The organism is Propioniciclava sp. LT432 (genome assembly GCF_059515965.1).
Genome location: NZ_JCAKNE010000010.1, coordinates 53,085 through 73,543, shown reverse-complemented (window position 1 = coordinate 73,543; position 20,459 = coordinate 53,085). Strand labels below are relative to the sequence as shown.

General features: G+C 70.2%; 25 protein-coding genes. 12 read left to right on the top strand and 13 right to left on the bottom strand.

What is annotated here, in order from left to right; genetic code table 11:
* The first annotated feature begins 36 nt into the window (after window positions 1-36).
* From AC5YDV_RS07150 to AC5YDV_RS07125, 6 genes are all read left to right on the top strand, one after another.
* Window positions 37-513: a cupredoxin domain-containing protein gene (locus AC5YDV_RS07150; protein WP_496192452.1), complete on the top strand. Its 477-nt coding sequence runs from the start codon at window positions 37-39 to the stop codon at window positions 511-513.
* Complete coding sequence (locus AC5YDV_RS07145) at window positions 510-1,382, top strand: cytochrome c biogenesis CcdA family protein (RefSeq protein ID WP_496182523.1); 873 nt, start codon at window positions 510-512, stop codon at window positions 1,380-1,382. The genes AC5YDV_RS07150 and AC5YDV_RS07145 overlap by 4 nt, the downstream gene beginning before the upstream one ends.
* Window positions 1,383-1,387: 5 nt before the next feature.
* On the top strand, window positions 1,388-1,600 hold the full coding sequence (locus AC5YDV_RS07140; RefSeq protein ID WP_496182576.1) for a heavy-metal-associated domain-containing protein: 213 nt from the start codon (window positions 1,388-1,390) through the stop codon (window positions 1,598-1,600).
* Between the two features lie 4 nt (window positions 1,601-1,604).
* Window positions 1,605-2,369, top strand: coding sequence for a response regulator (locus tag AC5YDV_RS07135; protein WP_496192451.1), 765 nt, complete (start codon window positions 1,605-1,607; stop codon window positions 2,367-2,369).
* Window positions 2,366-3,472: a sensor histidine kinase gene (locus tag AC5YDV_RS07130; RefSeq protein WP_496182521.1), complete on the top strand. Its 1,107-nt coding sequence runs from the start codon at window positions 2,366-2,368 to the stop codon at window positions 3,470-3,472. The genes AC5YDV_RS07135 and AC5YDV_RS07130 overlap by 4 nt, the downstream gene beginning before the upstream one ends.
* A 117-nt stretch (window positions 3,473-3,589) precedes the next feature.
* The gene (locus AC5YDV_RS07125; RefSeq protein ID WP_496182520.1) at window positions 3,590-4,240 is read left to right on the top strand and encodes a DUF6803 family protein; all 651 of its coding nucleotides are present in this window, start codon (window positions 3,590-3,592) and stop codon (window positions 4,238-4,240) included.
* Window positions 4,241-4,285: 45 nt separating this feature from the next.
* On the opposite strand, the gene AC5YDV_RS07120 is transcribed toward AC5YDV_RS07125, so the two are convergent.
* From AC5YDV_RS07120 to dapA, 4 genes are read right to left on the bottom strand one after another with little or no spacing between them, the layout of a single operon-like run.
* Window positions 4,286-4,816 carry a DUF1003 domain-containing protein gene (locus AC5YDV_RS07120; protein WP_496182519.1) on the bottom strand — a complete coding sequence of 177 codons (531 nt, stop codon included), beginning with the start codon at window positions 4,814-4,816 and terminating at the stop codon, window positions 4,286-4,288.
* The gene (locus AC5YDV_RS07115; RefSeq protein WP_496182518.1) at window positions 4,809-6,068 is read right to left on the bottom strand and encodes a magnesium transporter MgtE N-terminal domain-containing protein; all 1,260 of its coding nucleotides are present in this window, start codon (window positions 6,066-6,068) and stop codon (window positions 4,809-4,811) included. Before AC5YDV_RS07115 ends, AC5YDV_RS07120 begins: the two co-directional genes overlap by 8 nt.
* A gap of 22 nt (window positions 6,069-6,090) precedes the next feature.
* On the bottom strand, window positions 6,091-6,537 hold the full coding sequence (locus AC5YDV_RS07110) for a sec-independent translocase (protein WP_496182517.1): 447 nt from the start codon (window positions 6,535-6,537) through the stop codon (window positions 6,091-6,093).
* A 31-nt stretch (window positions 6,538-6,568) separates the two neighbouring features.
* Window positions 6,569-7,450: a 4-hydroxy-tetrahydrodipicolinate synthase gene (dapA, locus tag AC5YDV_RS07105; RefSeq protein WP_496182516.1), complete on the bottom strand. Its 882-nt coding sequence runs from the start codon at window positions 7,448-7,450 to the stop codon at window positions 6,569-6,571.
* A 51-nt stretch (window positions 7,451-7,501) separates the two neighbouring features.
* Here dapA and AC5YDV_RS07100 point away from each other — a divergent pair, with 51 nt between their 5' ends.
* Entirely contained in the window at window positions 7,502-8,146 is a 645-nt protein-coding gene (locus tag AC5YDV_RS07100) for an O-methyltransferase (RefSeq protein WP_496182515.1), read from the top strand.
* 85 nt (window positions 8,147-8,231) lie between these two features.
* Here the strand turns inward: AC5YDV_RS07100 and glgC are convergent, their stop codons facing one another.
* The gene (glgC, locus tag AC5YDV_RS07095) at window positions 8,232-9,455 is read right to left on the bottom strand and encodes a glucose-1-phosphate adenylyltransferase (RefSeq protein ID WP_496182514.1); all 1,224 of its coding nucleotides are present in this window, start codon (window positions 9,453-9,455) and stop codon (window positions 8,232-8,234) included.
* 152 nt (window positions 9,456-9,607) lie between these two features.
* Here glgC and glgA point away from each other — a divergent pair, with 152 nt between their 5' ends.
* Complete coding sequence (gene glgA / locus AC5YDV_RS07090; protein WP_496182513.1) at window positions 9,608-10,804, top strand: glycogen synthase; 1,197 nt, start codon at window positions 9,608-9,610, stop codon at window positions 10,802-10,804.
* A 76-nt stretch (window positions 10,805-10,880) separates the two neighbouring features.
* Here the strand turns inward: glgA and AC5YDV_RS07085 are convergent, their stop codons facing one another.
* Genes AC5YDV_RS07085 through dapE form a run of 4 tightly spaced genes read right to left on the bottom strand, consistent with a single transcriptional unit; the run spans window position 10,881 to window position 13,172 of the window.
* The gene (locus AC5YDV_RS07085) at window positions 10,881-11,048 is read right to left on the bottom strand and encodes a DUF3117 domain-containing protein (RefSeq protein WP_131167178.1); all 168 of its coding nucleotides are present in this window, start codon (window positions 11,046-11,048) and stop codon (window positions 10,881-10,883) included.
* Window positions 11,020-11,349 carry a DivIVA domain-containing protein gene (locus tag AC5YDV_RS07080; protein ID WP_496182512.1) on the bottom strand — a complete coding sequence of 110 codons (330 nt, stop codon included), beginning with the start codon at window positions 11,347-11,349 and terminating at the stop codon, window positions 11,020-11,022. The genes AC5YDV_RS07085 and AC5YDV_RS07080 overlap by 29 nt, the downstream gene beginning before the upstream one ends.
* 1 nt (window position 11,350) lies before the next feature.
* Window positions 11,351-12,100, bottom strand: coding sequence for an LOG family protein (locus AC5YDV_RS07075; RefSeq protein ID WP_496182511.1), 750 nt, complete (start codon window positions 12,098-12,100; stop codon window positions 11,351-11,353).
* Between the two features lie 16 nt (window positions 12,101-12,116).
* Window positions 12,117-13,172, bottom strand: a complete 1,056-nt coding sequence (gene dapE, locus AC5YDV_RS07070) for a succinyl-diaminopimelate desuccinylase (protein WP_496182510.1) — start codon at window positions 13,170-13,172, stop codon at window positions 12,117-12,119.
* Window positions 13,173-13,236: 64 nt separating this feature from the next.
* Here dapE and AC5YDV_RS07065 point away from each other — a divergent pair, with 64 nt between their 5' ends.
* The 3 genes from AC5YDV_RS07065 (at window position 13,237) to AC5YDV_RS07055 (ending at window position 16,184) form a co-directional block, all read left to right on the top strand.
* Window positions 13,237-14,286 carry a hypothetical protein gene (locus AC5YDV_RS07065; protein WP_496192450.1) on the top strand — a complete coding sequence of 350 codons (1,050 nt, stop codon included), beginning with the start codon at window positions 13,237-13,239 and terminating at the stop codon, window positions 14,284-14,286.
* An 82-nt stretch (window positions 14,287-14,368) separates the two neighbouring features.
* Window positions 14,369-15,304, top strand: coding sequence for a 2,3,4,5-tetrahydropyridine-2,6-dicarboxylate N-succinyltransferase (gene dapD, locus AC5YDV_RS07060; protein WP_496182508.1), 936 nt, complete (start codon window positions 14,369-14,371; stop codon window positions 15,302-15,304).
* Window positions 15,305-15,314: 10 nt separating this feature from the next.
* The gene (locus AC5YDV_RS07055; protein WP_496182507.1) at window positions 15,315-16,184 is read left to right on the top strand and encodes a hypothetical protein; all 870 of its coding nucleotides are present in this window, start codon (window positions 15,315-15,317) and stop codon (window positions 16,182-16,184) included.
* A gap of 42 nt (window positions 16,185-16,226) precedes the next feature.
* Here AC5YDV_RS07055 and dapC read toward each other — a convergent pair whose 3' ends face one another.
* Window positions 16,227-17,324 (bottom strand): succinyldiaminopimelate transaminase, encoded by a 1,098-nt coding sequence (dapC, locus tag AC5YDV_RS07050; protein WP_496192449.1) that lies wholly within the window; start codon window positions 17,322-17,324, stop codon window positions 16,227-16,229.
* On the bottom strand, window positions 17,321-17,641 hold the full coding sequence (fdxA, locus tag AC5YDV_RS07045) for a ferredoxin (RefSeq protein WP_496182505.1): 321 nt from the start codon (window positions 17,639-17,641) through the stop codon (window positions 17,321-17,323). Before fdxA ends, dapC begins: the two co-directional genes overlap by 4 nt.
* Window positions 17,642-17,771: 130 nt before the next feature.
* Between fdxA and AC5YDV_RS07040 the strand changes: the two genes are divergently transcribed.
* Complete coding sequence (locus AC5YDV_RS07040; protein WP_496192448.1) at window positions 17,772-18,266, top strand: hypothetical protein; 495 nt, start codon at window positions 17,772-17,774, stop codon at window positions 18,264-18,266.
* Here the strand turns inward: AC5YDV_RS07040 and AC5YDV_RS07035 are convergent.
* Together AC5YDV_RS07035 and AC5YDV_RS07030 are read right to left on the bottom strand one after the other, a co-directional pair.
* Entirely contained in the window at window positions 18,250-18,453 is a 204-nt protein-coding gene (locus AC5YDV_RS07035; RefSeq protein ID WP_496182503.1) for a hypothetical protein, read from the bottom strand. The two genes, AC5YDV_RS07040 and AC5YDV_RS07035, sit on opposite strands and share 17 nt — an antisense overlap.
* 105 nt (window positions 18,454-18,558) lie before the next feature.
* On the bottom strand, window positions 18,559-20,313 hold the full coding sequence (locus tag AC5YDV_RS07030) for a VanW family protein (RefSeq protein WP_496182502.1): 1,755 nt from the start codon (window positions 20,311-20,313) through the stop codon (window positions 18,559-18,561).
* Window positions 20,314-20,459: the final 146 nt, after the last annotated feature.

The window sequence follows — 20,459 nt, the reverse complement described above, 5'->3', positions numbered from 1 at the left end:
TTGGGGAAAGGAACCACACGACAGGAAGGGTTCACCATGACGAGGTCCCCGGCACCGGCCCAACGCAGGGAGTCGGGCACTCAGCCCGGTTCGCGGCCATCGCCCGCGCGAGGGTGGATGTTCGGCGGGCTGGTGGTCGCCGTGCTGGCCCTGGGACTGTACGCCGCGTTCAGCGACTTCATCGGACGTCCTGTCTCCGACCCCACGACCAACACCCTGAGCATCCAGAGCTCGATGGCCGGGTTCACGCCGAACGAGATCCGCGTGAAGGCGGGTAGCACCGTGACCCTTGACTGGTGGACGGACGACGCGGCCCCACACCTGGAGGGTGGCGTCCACACCATGGTCTCCCCCGAACTCGGGCTGGACGAGGAACTCAGGGCCGAGTCGCGGCGCCAGTTCACCTGGACCGTGCCCGACAAGCCCGGGCGCTACGACGTGTGGTGCGACAGCTGCTGCGGTGGCAAGGCGTCGCCGTCGATGCACGGCGTGATCGTGATCGAGCAGGCATGACGACTCCTGGGGTGGGGGTGGACCCGGGGCGGGACCAGGCGACCGTCCGGCCCCGGGGGTCCCGCTGGCCGTCGCCGGCCATCGGCCTGGCGGCGCTGCTCCTCGCGGTGGGTGCGGGTGCGTCCGCGTACGTCGTCGCTGTGCCCTTCGACTCGGCCGCGTTCGGCGGCCTGACCGTGCCCGCGGTGCTGGGGGCCGGGTTCCTCGACGGGTTCAACCCCTGCGCCTTCTCCCTCCTGGTGCTCTTCGGCACCTACACCCTCACGCTGGCCAACTCGGTGACGGCGGCGGGGATGCCGACGCTGGCCGCACGGAACCGGCTCCTGTCGGCCGGGGCCCTGTACGTCGGTGCGGTGTGGGTGACCTACTTCGCCATCGGACTGGGCCTGCTCACGGTGCTGTCGTGGCTGGGGCGCGACCACATGGTGGCGCGCATCGCGTCCATCCTGGCCCTGGTCATGGCGCTGTGGATGGTGAAGGACGTCATCCTCCCCGGCGTCGGCCCCAGCATGCTCGCGCCGTCCGGGACCCATTCCCGCATGAAGAAGGCGATGGAGACCGGCGGGCTGGCGGGGATGCTGGTGGCCGGCGTCCTCGTGGGCGTGTGCACCGTGCCGTGCTCCGGGGCGATGTACCTGCAGATCACCGCGGTCCTGCACGCGTCCGGCGGCGGCGGCACCGGGCTGGCACTGCTGGCCCTCTACAACATCGCCTTCATCGCTCCGCTCGTCCTCCTGCTCGCGGCCGTCACGAACCGACGCGTGCTGGGCCGGCTCGGGCGGTGGAACCGCGCGAACGCGCCGTGGGTCAAGGTGGGCATCGCGGGCACGGTGATCGCGATGAGCCTGGGCCTGATGGTGTCGCTGTGAGCACCATGGAGTCGTTGACCTTCCCGGTCGAGGGCATGACCTGCGGGAGCTGCGCCCTCCGGGTGACCCGCGCGCTCCGCAAGCGGGGCGCACGGAAGGTCCGGGTCGATCTGGCGCGGGAGGTGGTGACGCTGGAACGCGACCCGGCCACCACGAGCGACACCGCGATCCGTGACGTGTTGGACGCCGTGGGCTACCGCGCCCGCCTGGGTGGATGAGGCGGTGGCCCCCGGCGAGGTGATCGCCGGACGTCCGGTCGCCGTGGTGGAGACTGGAGACGTGAAGACACAGCCCTCGCCACAGGCCCGTGTGCTGGTGGTCGATGACGAACCCGTCCTGGCCGGGACGGTGGCCAACTACCTGGACCGGGCCGGCCTGTCCGCCCGCACCTGCGATGACGGGCTCGACGCGGTCGCACTGGTCCGCGAGTGGGCCCCCGACGTCGTCGTCCTCGACCTGGGCCTGCCGGGCCTGGACGGGGTCGAGGTGTGCCGTCGGATCCGCACCTTCTCCGACTGCTACGTGGTCATGCTGACCGCCCGCGACGACGAGGTGGACAAGCTGGTCGGCCTGTCCGTGGGCGCGGACGACTACGTGACCAAGCCCTTCAGCGCCCGCGAGTTGGTCGCTCGCGTGCAGGCCATGCTGCGACGGCCACGCGCTGGCGGTCACCCGGGCTCGCCACGCCGGGTGTTCGGGGAACTGTCGATCGACCCGGACGCACGCGAGGTCCGCCTGGCCGAGACCCTCGTGGACCTGACGCGCACTGAGTTCGACGTCCTGGCGACGCTGTCGGCCAAACCCCGGGTGGCGTTCTCGCGCCGGCAGTTGGTCACCGAGGTCTGGGGCGGGGACTGGGGCGGCGACGACCACCTCGTCGACGTCCACATCGCCCACGTGCGCCGCAAGCTGGGCGACGCCCCGCAGGACCCCCGCTACATCCTGACGGTGCGCGGCGTGGGCTACCGCATGGGATCGGGCGCATGAAGCGGCGCTCGGGCAGGACGCCGCTAGTGCGGCAACTGCTCGGGGCCCAGGTGGTGGTCGTCGCCGCCATGGCCGCCACGGCGACCGGGGTGGCCGCCTTGGTGGGTCCTCCGGCGTTCGAGAACCACATGCGGCAAGTCGGACACGAGCAACCCCCGCTGGTCATGCAGCACGCGCAGGAGGCGTTCCAGACGGCGGGGGTCATCGCCCTGGGCGCCGGCGTCGCCATCGCGGCTCTCGGGGCGATCCTGGTGCAGTCCGTGCTGGCGCGCCGGCTCGGCACCGCGGTGCGCGAACTGACCGACGGGTCCGAGCGTGTGGCCCATGGCGACTACGGGACCCCCATCACCCTCACGGGCGGCGTCGGGGAACTCCACACCGTGGCCGACAACCTCAACCTGATGGCGGCCCGCATCCACGCGACCGAGGCCACCCGCCGCCGCATGCTGACGGACATCTCCCACGAGATGCGCACCCCTGTCACGGCCCTGAACGTCGTGCTGGAAGCGCTGGAGGACGGTGTGGCCGAACCGGACGCCCCGACGCTCGCCTCGCTGCGCCGGCAGACCGCCCGCCTGACCCGCCTGGCCGCCGACATGAAGGACGTCTCGGCCTTCGAGGAGGGACGGCTGAGCCTGGACCTCGAGGAGACGTCCCTCGACGAACTCGTCCGGTCGGCGGTCGCCGGGGCGCGCCCGCGCGCCGACGCCGACGGCGTCCGCCTGACCGTGGACGCGGACCGGCCCGTCCGGGGCCTGGTCGACCGCAACCGTTTGGGGCAGGTCCTGGACAACATCCTGCGCAACGCGCTGGAGCACACGCCCGAGGATGGATCCGTGCACGTGGCGCTGGCGCTCGGGGAGGGCGAGGCGACGGTCGAGGTGCGCGATGACGGGAGCGGAATCAGCGCCGAGGACCTCCCCCACGTCTTCGAGCGCTTCTACCGCGGCAACCCCCAACGACGCCACGACGAGGGCGCCGGGACAGGCGTGGGTCTCACGATCAGCCGCGGGATCGCGGAAGCGCACGGTGGCACGCTGGACGCCCACAGCGAGGGTCCCGGGTCCGGAGCCACCTTCCGGCTGGTCCTCCCCCTGACCTGAGCCGACCCACCCGAGCCTTCATCGATCCTTCATCGTTCCGACCCCGAATGCTCAGGGTTGGTGGACGACGCTCGCCTTGCACGTCGCCCGTGCGCCGTCCCTCAAGGAGGAACTTCGATGCCCGACACCGTGACCGCCTCGACCTCGCCGCTGGCTGAGGCGATCTCCCCCGTCTCCCGTCCCACACCCGAACTGCGACAGCTGATCCCCGTGGCGAGCCTCGCCATGGTGCTGGCCCTGGGCGGCCTGTTCGGCCCCAGCCTCGTGGGAGGCAGCATGGACATGACCATGAGCATGGGGATGACCCACTACATGGAACTGCTGGCGACCAACCAGCCCGTGAACCTGCTGCTCTTCATGGGCGTCCCGGTGGTGCTCGCCGAGACCTTGGCCATCAGCGAGATCGCCATGCTGGTCCTGCGCCCCGGACCGGCCTGGGTGGCGCGCGCCAACCACATCGCGGGCCTGCTGGCCGGCCCGGCGATGCTCGCGATCACGCTGCACCTGCTCGTGAACGCCGTCGTCCCGCTGACGGCCACCGCGGGCTGGCGCGGTCCGGCGGACGTGATCGCCGTCCTCACCTACCTGTCCGGGGTCGTCCCGTTCGTCGCCATCACGCTCGTGGAACTCGGCCTCGTGGGCCGAACCGAGCGGCAGCGGGTCCGGCTGCGCGCCCTGTGGATCTCGGTCTTCCTCGTGGTGGCCCACGTCGCCATGATCTTCGGCATGCTCAACCCGGCCGTCCTGGGCTACGCCATGCACCACTGACGCGCGCTGGACGTGCCCAGAGGGCCGGGGGTGAAACCCCGGCCCTCACTGTTCGCTGCGCCGCTTGTGCTTGTCGCGCTTGGGCGGATCCGCCGCGTTGTCGTCGTCGCGGTTCAGGTCCTCCAGCAGGTCCCGGAGCTCGCTCCGAATGAAGTCGCGGGTGGGCATGTCGTTGATGCGCATGCGCAGCGAGGCGATCTCGCGCGCGAGGAAGTCCATGTCGGCGCGCGACTGGGCGGCGACCTCGCGGTCTCGCTCGGTCGTGACCCGGTCCCGGGCCTCCTGCCGGTTCTGCGCCAACAGGATGAGCGGTGCCGCGTACGAGGCCTGCAACGACAGCAACAGGGTCAGGAAGATGAACGGGAACGGGTCGTTCAGCAGGTGCGGGGCGACGGTGTTGACGACGATCCAGGCGAGGATGAACACCGTCATCCAGATGAGGAACCGGGCGGTGCCCATGAACCGCGCGAATCCCTCGGCGAAGGCGCCGAAGGCATCCTCCGAGAACTTGAACTTCGGAAGCCACGTGCGATGGCGTCCGGGCGTGTTGAGCCGGTCGGACGGGCGTTCAGCCATCGCTCACCCCTTCCGCCAGGTGTTGGCCGCGCCAGTCGGTGGGGAGGATGTGGTCGAGCACGTCGTCGACGGTGACCGCACCGACCAGCAGGCCCGCGTCGTTGACCACCGGCGCGCACACCAGGTCGTAGGTCGCGAAGTAGCGGCTGACCATGGCAACGTCGCTGTGCGGGTGGAGGGGCGTGATCGAGCTGTCGACCAGGCCCGCGGCCAGCACGGACGGGGGCTCGCGCAGCAGCCGCTGGATGTGGACCGCTCCGAGGTAGCGCCCCGTCGGGGTGTCCAGGGGCGGCCGGCACAGGAACGCCAGCGCCGCCAGCGCCGGCGTGATCTCCTCGTTGCGCAGCAGGGCCAAGCAGTCGGCCACGGTGGCGTCCGGGCCGAGGACGACGGGCTCCGGCGTCATCAGGCCGCCGGCGGTGGCCGCGTCGTAGTTGAGCAGGAGCCGGACGTCCTCTGCATCCTCGGGCTCCATCCGCTCGAGCAGGGTCTCGGCGAGGTCGGGGGCCAGCTCCGCGATCAGGTCAGCGGCGTCGTCGGGGTCCATCTCCTCGAGGATGTCGGCCGCCCGCTCGGTGTCCATCGTCTGGATGACGCGCACCTGCTCCGCCTCCGGCATCTCCTCCAGCGCCTCGGCGAGCAGTTCATCGTCGAGCGCCTTGACGACCTCCGCACGCCGCTCCGGGGTCATCTCGTGCAGCTCACGGGCCACGTCGGCGGGCTTCATCTCGGACAGCTGGGCCAACACCTGGTCCGTGCCCTGCCCCGAGTCCACGAAGAAGTCGGGCACCTCCGTCCAGTCCACGATCACCACGTGCCCCCGGGCGAACGGGGAGCGGCTGGTCATCTCCCGCAGCGCGACCTCACCGACCTCCCAGGCGCCGCGCGTGCGCGTCTGGGTGATGGCCACGTCGTAGATGGTGGTCGTCGGCGCTCCGCCCCAATTGACCTTCTTGTCGAACAGGTCCTCGTAGATGAGGGCCTCGTACTCGCGACGCTGGAATGCCACCGTGTTCACGACGCCCGAGATGATGACCTGTTGGGCATCGATCGAGTGCACCCGCTCCATGGGCAGGAACACACGTCGGAGGCGCAGCAATTCGACCACGAGTCCCTTGACCCGGGGCGACCGCGCGTTGGCGCGGTTCTGGACGACCACGTCGCGGACCTTCCCGACCTGGTCCCCGCTGGCGTCCAGCACGGGAAGTCCCTTGATCCGCGAGGTGAAGATCGAGGTGGACGATCCGCTCACGCTGCGAAGGTTATCGCACGCCTCACGTCGCCTCGGGGTCGAACGGAACACGTTCTTCCGTCGCCGCGTCCGCCTCGGGTCTGACGACGCCGGGTGCGTCCGATCGCGGTGAAGTCGTGCCCACCGCGGCGCTCGCGCCCGACCCCGCGTCCTTGGCATCCTGCAGCGTGTCGCGCACCAACGTACCGCTGGAGAGGGCCTCGTCTCGGATCTGCCGGAGGTCCTCGACCTCCTCACCGCTGAGGAGGTGCTTGCTGACGAACGTCTTCGGGTTCAGGTCGGCCAGGCTCATGTCGGCGAACTCGTCACCCAGCTCGCGCCGGAGCTGCCCGCGCGCGTCGTTGCCGATGCGGCGCAGGTAGTTGAGGACGCGGGCGGCCTTGCGGGCGAGTTCAGGCAGCTTTTCGGGGCCGAACACGATGATCGCGAGGACCACCAGCGCGGTGATCTCCCAGAGGTTGAAGTCCATCCGTCGTTCGTCCGGCTCGTGCCCGACCGGGTCAGAGCCCGGCCGCCTCGAGGAGTTGGACGAACGTGCGCGCCTGCGACGGGCTCGCCGCCTTGAGCGGACGCCGCAGCACCGCCGGCCCGAAGCCGCGGGCGGCGAGGCCGGCCTTGACGAGCATGCACCCCTGCGTCGCGAACACGCCCGTGTAGACCGGGAGCAGCCGCCGGTAGACCTCGAGCGCCTCCTCCCGCGCCCCCTCGGCGAGGAGGTCCATCCATTCCTTGGTGACGGCGCCGCTGAAGTGCGTCGACGTCCCGACCACTCCGACACCGCCGACAGACATGAGGGGCAGCGTGACCGCGTCGTCGCCGGAGTAGTAGGCCAGGTCGGTCGCCGCCATCACGCGGGCGGAGCTGACCAGGTCGCCCTTGGCGTCCTTCACGGCCACGATGCGCGGGTGGCGGGCCAGTTCGATGATGGTGTCCTCGGGGATCGGGATCGCCGATCGGCCGGGGATGTCGTAGAGCATGACGGGCAGGTCGGTCGCGTCGGCCACGAGCACGAAGTGCTCCAGCAACGCGTCGACCGGAGGCTTGCTGTAGTAGGGCGTCACGACGAGGAGGCCGTCACACCCAGCCTCGACGGCATCCCGGGAACGCTTGATGGTCGCGGCGGTCTCATTGGTGCCGACACCGGCGATCACCTTGGCCCGGTCGCCGACCTCGCCGACAACCGCCTTGAGGAGCGCGATCTTCTCCTCGTCGTCCGTCGTCGGGGACTCTCCGGTCGTGCCGTTCACCACCAACGAGTCGTTGCCCTGCTCGTCGACCAAGTGGGCGGCGAGGCGCCGGGCTTCGTCAAGATCGAGCGAACCGTCGTCGTGGAAGGGCGTCACCATGGCCGTGATGAGGCGCCCGAAGGGAGGTTGGGCCATGCGCGACAGTCTAGGACACCCCCGCGGCATCTCTGGCGATAGGCTGTGCGCGTGAACGCCGCAGCGAAGCCCGCCACTGCCCACACGCACGCCTGGATCGAGACGTTCGTTCCCGAGGTGGCGGGCGCGCACGCTGCCCGCGAGGCCGCCGGGCGCATGGGCATCACGCCGGTCTCCCCCGGCGTCGCCGGCGTCCTCACCTTCCTCGCCCGGGTCGTCGAGGCCCGCGCGATCGTGGAGATCGGCACCGGCACGGGCGTGTCGGGGCTGGCCCTGCTCGCAGGGATGGCGCCCGACGGCGTCCTGACGTCGATCGACTCCGAGCCCGAGCACCAGGCCGCCGCCCGCGCCGCCTTCGCCGAGGCCGGCCACCCGGCCCGCCGGGCTCGGCTCATCGCAGGGCCCGCCCTCCAGGTGCTCCCGAAGCTGAGCGACGGGGCCTACGACCTCGTCCTCGTCGATGGGGACCCGCTCGAGTCGGTGGAGTACGTCGAGCAGGCGCTCCGCCTGCTCCGCACAGGAGGGCTGCTGGTGCTGCACCACGCGCTGGCCGATGGTCGTGTGGTCGACGAGTCCAACGAGGACGACGAGGTCGTCATCATCCGCGAGGCACTCGCCGCCGTCCAGGAGTCCGACCAACTCGCACCGATCGTGCTGCCCATCGGCGACGGCCTCCTGGTCGCACTGCGCAGCTGACCCCTCGTCTGGCTCGGTCACCGGAAGACCCCCTCGGAACAACGAACGGCCCCGCGGTCATCCGCGGGGCCGTTTCGAGGCTCGGTCAGGCGCTGACGCGTCCACCCTTGGTGACGACCGTGATGCCGGTGTCCGACACGTGGAAGCCTCGTGCCAGGTCCATCTCCCGGTTCACGCCCACCTCGGCGCCATCGTCGACGGTGACGTACTTGTCGAGGATCGCGCGGCGCACCACGGCGTTGCGACCGATGCGGGCGCCGGAGAAGATCACCGACTCCTCCACCTTGGCCCACTTGTCCACGACCACGTTCGGGGAGATCACCGAGCGATCGACGTCACCGCCGGAGATGATGCTGCCCGCGGAGACGATCGAGTCCTCGGCCGTCCCGCGCAGGGTGAACTTCGCGCCGGGGGCCTGGGCCTGCTGGGTGAAGATCGGCCACTGCCGGTTGTACAGGTTGAACTCGGGCTCGACGTTGACGAGGTCCATGTGGGCCGCGTGGTAGGCGTCGATGGTGCCCACGTCGCGCCAGTAGTTGCGGTCCTTGTCCGTGGAACCGGGCACGTCGTTGAGCGTGAAGTCGTAGACCTGTGCCTGACCCTTGTTCACGAAGAACGGGACGACGTTGCCGCCCATGTCATGCTTGGACTCCGGGTCCTCGGCGTCGGCCTTCAACATCTCCACGAACGCCTTGCGGGTGAAGATGTAGTTGCCCATCGACGCGAAGGACTGGTTCGGGCTGTCGGGCAGTCCGGGCGGGTCGGCCGGCTTCTCGAGGAACTGGTTGATCTTGTTGTCCTCGGCGGCGTCGATGATGCCGAACGCAGAGGCTTCCGACCGCGGGACGCGGATGCCCGCCACCGTGCACTCCACACCCGACTCGATGTGCGACCGCAGCATGTCGCTGACGTCCATGCGATAGATGTTGTCCGCACCGAACACGACGATGTAGTCCGGGTCCTCGTCGGTGATCAGGTTCAGTGACTGGTAGATCGCGTCCGCACTGCCCTGGTACCACTGCTTGCCGGTGCGCTGCTGTGCCGGCACCGACGCCACGAAGCTGCCCAGAAGAGTCGACATGCGCCACGTCTGGGCGATGTGCCGGTCCAGCGAGTGGGACTTGTACTGGGTGAGGACCGCCATCTTGGTGAAGCCAGAGTTCGCCAGGTTGGACAGGACGAAGTCGATGAGGCGATAGGTGCCTCCGAAGGGGACCGCCGGCTTGGCCCGATCAGCGGTGAGGGGCATCAGGCGCTTGCCCTCGCCACCGGCCAGGACGATCGACAGGACGTTCGGTCGATTGCTCATGGGCCCCAACCTAGGCCACAGCGAGGTGGCCCGGCGCTGAAATCTCGGAAACGTCACGCTGACTTCACCCCTTGTTGGCCGTCACCTTGGTGGCCGCACCGGGTCTGACCCTTTCTTGCTCGCGACGTCCGGGGCTGTGTCACGATCAGGCCATGCGCGTATCCATCCTGACTCGTGAATACCCCCCCTTCATCTATGGCGGCGCCGGCGTCCATGTCGGGCAGCTCGTCCCGCAGTTGCGCAAGTTCACCTCGATGGTGGACGTCCAGTGCATGGGCGAACCGCGCGAGGGCGCGACGGCGCATCCTGAGACCTACCCCGAGGGCGCCAACGGCGCCATCCGGACGCTCGGCGCGGATGTGGCGATGGCCGCCGCGATCCCGGAGGTGGACGTCATCCACGCCCACACCTGGTACGCCCAGTTCGCCGGCATCATCGCGTCGGAGTTCCAGGACGTCCCGCTCGTCGTGACGGCCCACTCGCTCGAGCCGGACCGTCCGTGGAAGGTCGAGCAGCTCGGCGGCGGCTACCGCGTCTCCAGCTGGATCGAGAAGACCGCCTACGAGAACGCGGACGCCGTGATCGCCGTCTCTGCGGCGATGATCAAGAACATCCAGGACGCCTACCCGTTCGTCGAGTCCGAGCGCATCCACGTGGTGAAGAACGGCATCGACCCCGAGGAGTTCAAGCCGGACCACAACACCGACGTCATCGAGGGCCTCGGCGTCGACCTGTCGAAGCCGATCGTGACGTTCGTCGGTCGCATCACCCGCCAGAAGGGCTTGATCCACCTCGTCCGCGCGGCGAAGATGTTCGATCCCGACACCCAGGTCCTGCTGCTGGCCGGCGCCCCCGACACCCCCGAGATCGCCGCCGAGTTCCACGGGGCGTTCGCCGAGCTCAACGAGGCCCGTGGCAGCGGCGTGGTGTGGGTGCAGGAGATGCTCCCCCGCGCGGCCGTGCGCCAGGTGCTGACCAATTCGACCGTGTTCGCCTGCCCGTCGATCTACGAGCCGCTCGGCATCGTCAACCTCGAGGCCATGGCGTGCGAGCTGCCGGTGGTGGCCTCCGCCGTGGGCGGCATCCCCGAGGTGGTCGTGGACGGCGAGACCGGCCTGTTGGTGCCCTACGACCCGAAGAGGGCCGATGACGTGGAGTTCATCGCGACCTTCGAGCAGACCTTCGCCGACAAGATCAACACGATCACGCGCGATCCGGAGCTCGCCGACAAGATGGGCAAGGCCGGACGCCAACGCTGCATCGACGAGTTCAGCTGGGAGAAGATCGCCCAGGAGACCGTCGAGGTCTACAAGGCCGCCCAGGCCCGGCGCCGGGCACGCAAGGGCTGAGGATCGACTCCCCCAAGGGAACGTCCCCCGGGTTCTCGTGAACCCGGGGGACGGCCGTTTGTTGGGTCGGGGTGTGTCAGCCGACGACGCTCTTGAGGGCTTCGAGCAGCTCGGCTGCCTCCGTCGCGTTCATCTCGATCACGAGTCGGCCACCGCCATCCGCGGGAATCCGCATCGCGATGACGCGGGACTCCTTCGCGACCTCGATGGGGCCTTCACCCGTGCGGGGCTTCATTGCTGCCATGTTCTCCCTCTCTGCCAGACTGCGAGAACTCGCTGGGCTCCATTATCGCAGACGCCTCCGTGGGCTGTTCCAGCTGGGTGGCGAGGCGCTCCAGGAGCTCGTCGACCTGAGCGGTCGAGTAACCACGGGGCGTGATCTCGAACTGCGCGCCCCGGATGTCCCGGGCGCCCAGCATGCCGCCCGGCAGGTCGAGCACGGGAGCGTCGCGCACGGGCGGGGGCAGTTCGCCGAGGCGTCCGGTTCCGGCGATGGCCGCGAACGCGAACACCACGACGACGAGCGACGCAAGGAACCAGACCACGTCAGTGCCCGTTCCTCCGGCCGTGCTCCACGATGATCGCCACGGCCTCGTCGACGTCGTCGACGAGGTGGATCAGGTCCAGGTCGGTGTCGGAGAGGTAGCCGTCGGCCAGCATGTGCTCGCGCACCCAGTCGAGGAGGCCCTGCCAGTACGCGCTGCCGAACAGGATGATCGGGAACAACGTGATCTTCCCCGTCTGCACCAGCGTGAGGGCCTCGAACAACTCGTCGAGCGTACCCAGGCCGCCCGGCATGACGACGAAGCCCTGCGCGTACTTGAGGAACATGACCTTCCGGACGAAGAAGTACCGGAAGTTGATCCCGAGGTTCACGTGCTTGTTCAGCCCCATCTCGAACGGGAGCTCGATGCCAAGGCCGACCGACACCCCGCCCGCCACTGCGGCCCCGCGGTTGGCGGCCTCCATGATGCCCGGCCCACCGCCGGTGATCGTCGCGTAGCCCGCCTTCGCCAATGCGGCCCCGAGACGCACGGCCTCGGCGTACATCGGGTGATCCCGGGGCGTGCGCGAGGAGCCGAAGACACTGACACCGCGACCCAGTTCGGCGAGCGTGCCGAACCCCTCCACGAACTCGGCCTGGATGCGCATCACACGCCACGGGTCCGCGTGGAGCCAGTCCTCGCCCCGACGTCCCTGCAGGAGCCGTTGGTCGGTGGTGGTGTCCTGCACCTGCCCAGAGCGGCGGATCACAGGGCCCTGCTGGCGGAAGTTCTTCCTGGACGTCTTGGTCACCACAGCAGCCTAACCGTCAGCCGAGCCAGCGCAGGAGGGCCTCGTGGCAGGTGTGCAGGTCTGCGATCGAGCAGAACTCGTCGTCGGTGTGTGCCTTGCCCGGATCCGCCGGGCCGAAGTTGACCGCCGGGACGCCGAGGGCCGAGAACCGGGCGACGTCCGTCCAGCCGTACTTGGCGCGCGGCTCGCCCCCCACCGCCGCGAGGAACTCGGTCGCCGCCGGCCGGTCGAGGCCGGGGCGTGCCGCGGCCGACTCGTCCGTGAAGACCAGCTCGTGGCCGGCGAACACCTCAGCGCAGTGGGCCTTGGCGTCCTCGACGCTCCGGTCGGGCGCGAACCGGAAGTTCACGGTGACCGTGCAGCGATCGGGGATCACGTTGCCCGCGATGCCGCCCCTGATGCCGACCGCGTTGAGTCCCTCGCGGTACTCCAACCCGTCGACCACGACCGTGCGGGGCTCGTAGAACGCCAGCCGCTGCAGCAGGACGCCGGCGTCGTGGATGGCGTTGTGCCCCAGCCAGCTGCGGGCGGAGTGGGCCGCGGTGCCGGTGGTGGTCACGTCGAAGCGGAGGGTGCCCTGGCAGCCGCCCTCGATGCGGGCACCCGTGGGTTCCATGAGGACGGCGAAGTCGCCGGCGAGCAGGTCGGGACGGTTGCGGGCGACCCGTCCCAGCCCGTTCCTGACCGCCTCGACCTCCTCGTTGTCGTAGAAGATCCAGGTCACGTCGTGGCGCGGTGCGGTCAGGTGGGCGGCGGCCGCGAGGGCGACGGCGACCCCGCCCTTCATGTCGCACGTACCGCGTCCGTAGATGCGGTCGCCGACGCGGCGCGAGGGTAGGTTGGCGGCCACCGGGACGGTGTCCAGGTGCCCGGCCACCACGACGCGGGAGCCGCGTCCCAGGTCCGTCAGGGCCACGATGGTGTCGCCGTCCCGGTCCACCCGGAGGTGCCCGTACCGGCCGAGGGCCTCGGCCACGGCGTCCGCGAGGGCTGTCTCGTTGCCGCTCACCGACTCGATGTCGACGATCGCCATGAGCAGGTCGGGCAGGTCAGCGGTGAGGTCGAGCGCCATGGGGCCAGCCTAGACCTCGCCGTCGCATGGCAAACTGGCAGGGATGTCAACCTCAGGAGACGCCATGCAGTACCCCGACGAGCCCACGCAGGCCCTGCCTGCCTCCGAGGCGGAGGAAACGCCTGAGACCGGCTCACGTGGTGGGTCGGCTGGTGACGCGCGTCCGTTCTGGCCGCCCAGGCCCTGGATGTGGGCGGTCGCCGGTGTGGTGGTGCTGGCGCTCGTCGTGAGCATCGTCTGGTTCGTCCAGTCCACCAGCCGCGCCCAGCGCGAGGACGCGATGCGGGCGACGGCCACGTCCTACCTCACGGCGGTCGCGGAGGGGGACGCCGCGCGCGCTCTCGACCTCCTGGCGTCGCGACCGACCAACACCGCCCTCCTCACCGACGGTGCCCTGGCCGCGTCGCGCGAGGCCGCCCCGTTGACGGAGATCCAGGCCGGCACGCTGTCCGGCACCGATGACGAGCGGGCCACGGTCGAGGTCTCCTACCGGCTCGGTGACCTGCCGGTCGCCACCACCGTGCAGCTGACCGGCAGCGGCACCTCCTGGAGGATCGTCGACGGGACCGGTGACCTCGTGGTCCCGGAGCGTCGGGCGCTCACCGTGAACGGTGTCGCCCTCGCCGAGGAGACCACGCCGGTCTTCCCGGGCACGTACACCGCCGCACCCGTCTCGGACAAGGTCCAACTCAGCGGCACGCCCACGGCGACCGTCTCCAGTCCGGCGCAGGAGCCGGCTCGGATCGAGGTCACCCCCGGGCTCTCCGAGGTGGGCCGGCAGACCGCGCTCAACGCCGTCCGGACGCGCTACGACGAGTGCCTGGCCTCCACCGAGTCCCGCCCGGCGAACTGCCCGTTCGGCGTGTCCACCGAGGGGGTCGAGGTGGCCGAGGGGTCCGTCCGCTTCACGGGCGCCAACGACCCCTGGGCGGCGTTCAACCCGACCCTCGACCTGGACACCCTAACAGCGACGGGAACGATCCCCTTCGCCGTGAACGCGACGGCCACCGTCACCCGCGACGGCCTCTCCCTGGACGCGACAACCTCCCTGAACGGTGAACGTGGCTACACCGTCGACCTGAAGCAGGACCCGGCGGTCGTCTCCTGGCGCTGATCGGCGCTTGGGTAGGCTGTCGTCGATGTCGACACGGGACCCGCTCGATCGCGGCCCACGCACTGGACACGAGGAGAACTTGATGACGACTGCTGCGCGCCCCGCCTGGGGTTGGGGACTGGCCACCACCACCGATGCGGGTGACGTGTTGGACGTGTGGTACCCCTCCCCCGCCCTCGGCACCCCGCCGGAGGAGGCCACGGCTCCGGCCGCGCTCTTGGCTGCCGCCGTGCAGGACGACCTCCGCGGCGTCCGGACCGAGGTGGTGCGGACGGTGGTCGACCTCGACGCGGCACCAGCCACCACGGCGGACGCCTACCTGCGCCTCCACCTGTTGAGCGCCCGCGTGTGCGCCCCGCGCAGCATCAACCTCGACGGCATCTTCGGAACCCTGCCGAACGTGGTGTGGACCTCGGCGGGCCCCTGCGCGGTCGAGGGCTTCGAGGACGTCCGGGCGACCCTGCGCGCGGCCCGGGGCCACCTCACCGTGTACGGCGTGGACAAGTTCCCGCGCATGGTCGACTACGTCGTGCCGGCCGGCGTCCGCATCGGTGACGCCGACCGCGTCCGCCTCGGCGCGCACCTCGCCGCGGGGACGACCGTCATGCACGAGGGCTTCGTCAACTTCAACGCCGGCACGTTGGGGGCCTCGATGGTGGAGGGGCGCGTCTCGGCGGGTGTCGTCGTGGGCGACGGTTCCGACGTGGGGGGCGGCGCCTCGATCATGGGAACGCTGTCCGGTGGGGGCAAGGAGCAGATCTCGGTCGGCGAGCGCTGCCTGATCGGCGCGAACGCCGGCATCGGCATCTCCCTGGGCGACGACTGCGTCATCGAGGCGGGCCTGTACGTGACGGCCGGAACCAAGGTGACGCTGCCGGATGGTCGGATCGTGAAGGCGGCCGACCTGTCCGGTCAGGATGCCCTGCTCTTCTACCGCGACTCGGTGTCCGGCGCCGTGTCCGTCCGCCCCCGCAAGGGCCGGACGGTCGAACTGAACGCCGCGCTCCACGCGAACTGAGCGCGGACCCTTGGGTGTCCTCCGGCGGCTCCTCCTCACGATGGTCGTGCTGGCCCTCGTGATGACGGGTATCGTCGTCGGCCTGTTCGTGCTCTCCTCGTGGGGCAAGAAGCCCTTGCCGCTGACCGACCAGTGCGTGGCGACAGTGGCCGACCTCTCCGTGCCGGTCAGCAGCGAGCAGGCCGAGAACCTGTCGATGATCGTCGGGGTGGCGACCCAGCGGGGGTTGGCCCCGCGCGCGGCCACCATCGCCATCGCCACGGTCTACCAGGAGTCCGGCATCCGCAACCTCGATTACGGTGACCGCGATTCGCTCGGGCTGTTCCAACAGCGCCCGTCGCAGGGGTGGGGCACACCGGCCGAGGTCCAGGATCCCTACCACGCCTCCGGACGGTTCTACGACGCCCTCGTGGAGGTTCCGAACTGGAGCACGGGCGATGTCAACGACGTGGCCCAGGCCGTCCAGAAGAGCGGCCACCCCAACGGGTACGACAAGCACGTGGAGAACTCCCGTCGCTTGGCGAGCGCGCTGACGGGTGAGACCCCCGCGTCCTTCACCTGTCGCGTGTTCGCCCCACCCGCGGGAGACCCCGAAGGGCTGTCGACGTTCCTGGAGCGGACGCTGCCCTCCTCGAGCACGGTGACCCGCACCTCCGACCAGGTGACCATCACGGCCGCCACCCCGAGCCTGGCCTGGTCCGCGGCGTCCATCGCGATCGCCAACCACCACCGCTTCGGGTTGGCCGGCGTCGAGGTCGCCGGCCGCTCGTGGACGCCCAGCTCGCGCGAATTGGCCCCGTGGACCGGTGAGCCGACCGCTGGGTCAACCGTCGTGGTCCGGTTCGACGTGAAGCCGACGCCGACCCCCCAGCGACGCTGACCCAGGCTGGGCGGGATCAGGCTCAAGCCAGGGGGAGGCGGCTCAGGCCAGACGGGACGCCGCGGCGGCGACCCGCTCGTCGGTCGCCGTCAACGCGATGCGGACGTGACGAGCCCCGGCAGGACCGTAGAAGTCGCCCGGGGCGGCCAGGATGCCGCGTTCGGCGAGCCAATCGACGGTGGCCCGGCTGTCCTCCCCGCGAGTGGCCCACAGGTACAGGGATCCCTCGGAGTGGTCGATGCGGAAACCAGCCCCCTCGAGCGCGGGCTTGAGCACCCGGCGCCGGGCGAGGTAGCGCTCGCGCTGCTCCTCGACGTGCTGGTGATCGGCCAGCAGGGCGACCACCACCTCCTGCACCGGCCCGGGCACCATCAGGCCCGAGTGCTTGCGGACGTCCAGGAGTTCGCCCACTACGCGTCCGCAGCCCGCCACGAAGCCCGCGCGGTACCCCGCGAGGTTCGAGCGCTTGGAGAGCGAGTGGGCCGCGAGGAGGCCCTCCACGCTGCCGCCGCACACCTCGGGGTGGAGCACGGAGACGGGCTCGACGTCCCAACCGAACTCGCCGTAGCACTCGTCCGAGGCCAGGACGGCGCCGACCGAGCGGGCGGCGTCCACCCAGGCGCGTAGCGCGTCCGGGCCGAGGATGGCGCCGTGCGGGTTCGCCGGCGAGTTGATCCAGATCAGCTTCGGCCGCGCGGAAGCCGCCTCGGCCGGGTCGTCGGTGGCCAGCACCTCGGCGCCGGCGATGCGGCCGCCGACCTCATAGGTGGGGTAGGCCGTCGTCGGGATCACGATGGTGTCGCCGGGGCCGATGCCCAGCTGCAGGGGCAGGTGCGCGACCAGCTCCTTGGTTCCGACAACGGGCAGCACGTTGGCGTCCGCCAACGGAACGCTCCCCCATCGCTGCTCGAGATGGGTGCGGATCGCGCGCCTCAGCTCGGGAGTGCCCCACACCGTCGGGTAGCCGGCCCACGCCGCCGCCGACGCGGTCAGCGCGTCGAGGGCCACGTGGGGAACCGGATCCACCGGGGTCCCGACCGAGAGGTCGCAGATCCCGTCGGGATGGCTGCGTGCGCGCTCACGCGCCCCGGCGATGGTGTCCCAAGGAAAGTCGGGCAGGCGGCCGGAAAGCCCGCTCACTCGCCCTGGGGCGGGAGGGCCGCGACCAGCGGATGGTCAGCGTCGATCTTGCCCATCTTGGCGGCACCACCGGGCGAGCCCAGGTTGTCGAAGAACTTCACGTTGATGTCGTAGTACTGCGCCTGGTCAGCGGGGACGTCGTCCTCGTAGTAGATCGCCTCGACCGGGCACACCGGCTCGCAGGCACCACAGTCCACACACTCGTCGGGATGGATGTACAGCATCCGGTTGCCCTCGTAGATGCAGTCGACCGGGCACTCCTCGACGCACGCGAGGTCCTTCACGTCGACGCACGTCTGGGTGATGATGTAGGTCATCGAATACGCTCCTGACAGTTCCCTACGATGGACTCAGGGCCCCACCATACAACGCAGGACCGGAGGTTCGATGCCCTCGCCAACCGATGTCGTGGCATCGCTGAATCCGGCCCTGCGCAGGGGCGAGCGCGTGAGCCTCCGCGTGCTGCAGCCGGACGCCGCCCGCGAGGTCATCGGGTTCGTGACGGCCCTGTCGGACGCCCGGATCGCCGTCGTCGACCGCCGCGGCATCGAGCATGACCTGGGCCGCGGGGAGGTCGAGGCCATCCGAAGGGTGCCGGTGGCGCTGGGGCGACGGCCCGAGGCCACGCCCCGCGACCTGCTGGACGCCCTGGCCGACCGCGCGGGCCTGTCGGGAACGGCTTGGGTGGCGCGCGTCTCGTCCCTGCTCGAAGGCCGGACGCCGCCGGCGGAGGTCCCGCCGTGGGGTCAGTGGGCTGACATCGACGGCGTCCGAGCGCGTTTCGAGGGTGAGTGGGTGACCCTGCCGGTCGCGCCCGTCGACACCATCGTGGCTGCGGCCTGGTGGGCGACGCGCATGGGGGCGAGGTCGGTCCAGGTGCGAGGCTCCGGCGGGGAGGCCGCTCGGGTGCTGGCCGAGGCGGGCTTCACCCGGCTGGGCTGACGCAGGCGCGCGGCGCCACCGGCACCGGGACGCCGAGGAACCGGCGCCACCAGGCCTCGCTGTTCGCGTGCGCTGCCCTGCGGGCGAGCCGTGCCTCGCGCACGAGTCGGGCGTGGGCCAGCTCCTGTTGGAGGTCACGGGCCCTGGCCTCATGGAGTGCCAGGACGACATGGGGATGTTGGATCATGCGTCCACGATCCTCCTGAGACCCCCCGGTACACATCGGGATCTTGCCCAGTCTTCGCGCCCTGCCCGTCGCCTGAGGTACCTCAAGGACCGGCCGTCGCTAACCTCAGCGTTCGATGCGGTCCGGCTTGGCGGCCGGATTGGTGCACACCACGGGGGTGAGGGTGTTGTACGTCCACTTGAAGGGCTCGGTCCTCACCAGAGCCCCGTTCTGGTAGAACAGGCGGTTGTAGGTGACCGTGAACCCATCCTTGGCGTCCTGGGGGCTGCACACCGCGGAGTTGTCCTGGATCGCCGGCCCGGGAGACTTGACGTTGGTCTTCACCGGGTTGCTGGCCTTCACGTCGTAGGTCTTGGTCGACCACACCCGCACGGTGACCTCCCACCCCTTCGGTCCGTTGCGGGTGAAGGACTGCATCAGGACGCCGTAGTCGGAGTTGTTCCTGAACTTCATGTCGACCGAGTTGTAGTCCAGCGTGGCCTCGCGCCCCATCGGGTAGCGGCTGAAGTACAGCGAGTGCGGTTTGTGGTAGACGTCCTCCAGCCCGGCGAAGAAGATCGCGTTGAAGGTGGTGGTCGTGGTCTGCGAAATGCCGCCGCCCATCCGCTCGACGACGCGGCCGCCGTCGATGGCGCCGCCCGCCTGCCAACCCCGGGCGAGGGTGCGCGGCCCGAGCACCTTGTTCATCGAGAAGGTGTCGCCCGGCTTGAGGTAGACACCGTTGATCAGGCCGGCCGACTTGCCGATGTTGTTGATGCGGTACGCGGAGCCCGGGAAGTAGGTGGTGAACTCGCCGGTGACCTCCTTGACGCCGGCCTTCTCAGCCATCTCGGTGGTGAAGTCGGCCTTCTTCTGGGAGACGCTCACAGCGCCGGTGCGCTGGTCCCCCGACTTCACCATCGCCGCCTCCACGACCTGGGCAAGTTCGCCCTTGTCCACGCCCATGCCGTCCACGGACGGGACGATCGTCGGCTTGCCGCTCTCGAACGTGAAGCGAGCGTCCTTCGGCTCGTCGAGGCCGAGCCCCTTCAACGCCGTGCTGGCCTGCTCCATGAGGATGTCGGGGTCCAGGCTGGCCTTGAGCGCTCCGTCGACCGTTTCGAACACCAGCGCCTCGGCGACCATGCTCGGTTCGACGGCGAAGTTCTTGTCGCCCGCGGTGAGGTTGACCGGTGCCGACAGCGCCGGTGTGACGACCTCGTCGAGGGTCTGCTGCGCCTCGGCGGTGGTGATGTCCGGCTCCTGCTCGGTCACGACGGCGTCGACCGCGGTGTCGGTGAGGTAGGCGTCGGCCAGCGCTTCCTTGGTGGCCGCGGCGTCCAGCTTGACGGCGTTGGCGCCCGGCTTGAGCGAGGGCTTGCCGTCCTCCATCGCGAGTTCAGCGTTGACCGGCTCGGTCTCGACGAGCTGGGCCATCTCGGACATCGCCGCGTCCAGCTTCGCCTCGTCCCTCGTCACGAGGGCCTCGTGAGCGCCTCCCCCGGTGAGGTTGTCCCAGATGACGCGGGGATCGAAGGACTTGGCACCGCCCGCGGCCGCGACGGAGGCGGGGACGTCCACCGCCAGGCCCGCCTCGGCGGGGCCCTTGGTGAGGACGCGCTCGCCGGACGACAGCGTGATGGCAGCATCGGCGCGCGGGGCGAGCTCCTGGGCGAGCTTGCTCTCCGCCTCACCCGGGGTCAGGCCACCCACGGCGACGCCCTCGATGGTGGTCTTCGGGGCCAGCGTTTCCCCCGCGAGGGCGTAACCGACGCCGTAGGTGCCAGCGGCGAGCAGCACAACGCCACCGGTCAGGATCGCGGCGATGGTGCCGCTCCGCCTCCTGCTCGGGGGGGCGGACGGGAAGGCGGTGTTGGTCATGCGGCTCCACTTTCAAGATGCGTCTCCGCCATGGTAGGCGAGCGCGGACCGCGCCTCCGAATCGTTGTCACCCCCGCCGCCCCGCAGCGCTCAGGAGCCGCTCGCGGAACGAGGCGGCGCCACCCCACCGGGCGGCGCCGCCGTCG

Coding starts and splice junctions, on each gene's coding strand:
- AC5YDV_RS07085 (WP_131167178.1), bottom strand. CDS start 11,048: ATGGCAGCAATGAAGCCCCGCACGGGTGAAGGCCCCATCGAGGTCGCG.
- AC5YDV_RS07110 (WP_496182517.1), bottom strand. CDS start 6,537: ATGGACTTCAACCTCTGGGAGATCACCGCGCTGGTGGTCCTCGCGATC.
- AC5YDV_RS07125 (WP_496182520.1), top strand. CDS start 3,590: ATGCCCGACACCGTGACCGCCTCGACCTCGCCGCTGGCTGAGGCGATC.
- AC5YDV_RS07140 (WP_496182576.1), top strand. CDS start 1,388: ATGGAGTCGTTGACCTTCCCGGTCGAGGGCATGACCTGCGGGAGCTGC.
- glgC (WP_496182514.1), bottom strand. CDS start 9,455: ATGAGCAATCGACCGAACGTCCTGTCGATCGTCCTGGCCGGTGGCGAG.
- AC5YDV_RS07065 (WP_496192450.1), top strand. CDS start 13,237: ATGCAGTACCCCGACGAGCCCACGCAGGCCCTGCCTGCCTCCGAGGCG.
- AC5YDV_RS07130 (WP_496182521.1), top strand. CDS start 2,366: ATGAAGCGGCGCTCGGGCAGGACGCCGCTAGTGCGGCAACTGCTCGGG.
- dapD (WP_496182508.1), top strand. CDS start 14,369: ATGACGACTGCTGCGCGCCCCGCCTGGGGTTGGGGACTGGCCACCACC.
- fdxA (WP_496182505.1), bottom strand. CDS start 17,641: ATGACCTACATCATCACCCAGACGTGCGTCGACGTGAAGGACCTCGCG.
- AC5YDV_RS07145 (WP_496182523.1), top strand. CDS start 510: ATGACGACTCCTGGGGTGGGGGTGGACCCGGGGCGGGACCAGGCGACC.
- AC5YDV_RS07150 (WP_496192452.1), top strand. CDS start 37: ATGACGAGGTCCCCGGCACCGGCCCAACGCAGGGAGTCGGGCACTCAG.
- glgA (WP_496182513.1), top strand. CDS start 9,608: ATGCGCGTATCCATCCTGACTCGTGAATACCCCCCCTTCATCTATGGC.
- dapE (WP_496182510.1), bottom strand. CDS start 13,172: ATGGCGCTCGACCTCACCGCTGACCTGCCCGACCTGCTCATGGCGATC.
- AC5YDV_RS07030 (WP_496182502.1), bottom strand. CDS start 20,313: ATGACCAACACCGCCTTCCCGTCCGCCCCCCCGAGCAGGAGGCGGAGC.
- AC5YDV_RS07120 (WP_496182519.1), bottom strand. CDS start 4,816: ATGGCTGAACGCCCGTCCGACCGGCTCAACACGCCCGGACGCCATCGC.
- AC5YDV_RS07035 (WP_496182503.1), bottom strand. CDS start 18,453: ATGATCCAACATCCCCATGTCGTCCTGGCACTCCATGAGGCCAGGGCC.
- dapA (WP_496182516.1), bottom strand. CDS start 7,450: ATGGCCCAACCTCCCTTCGGGCGCCTCATCACGGCCATGGTGACGCCC.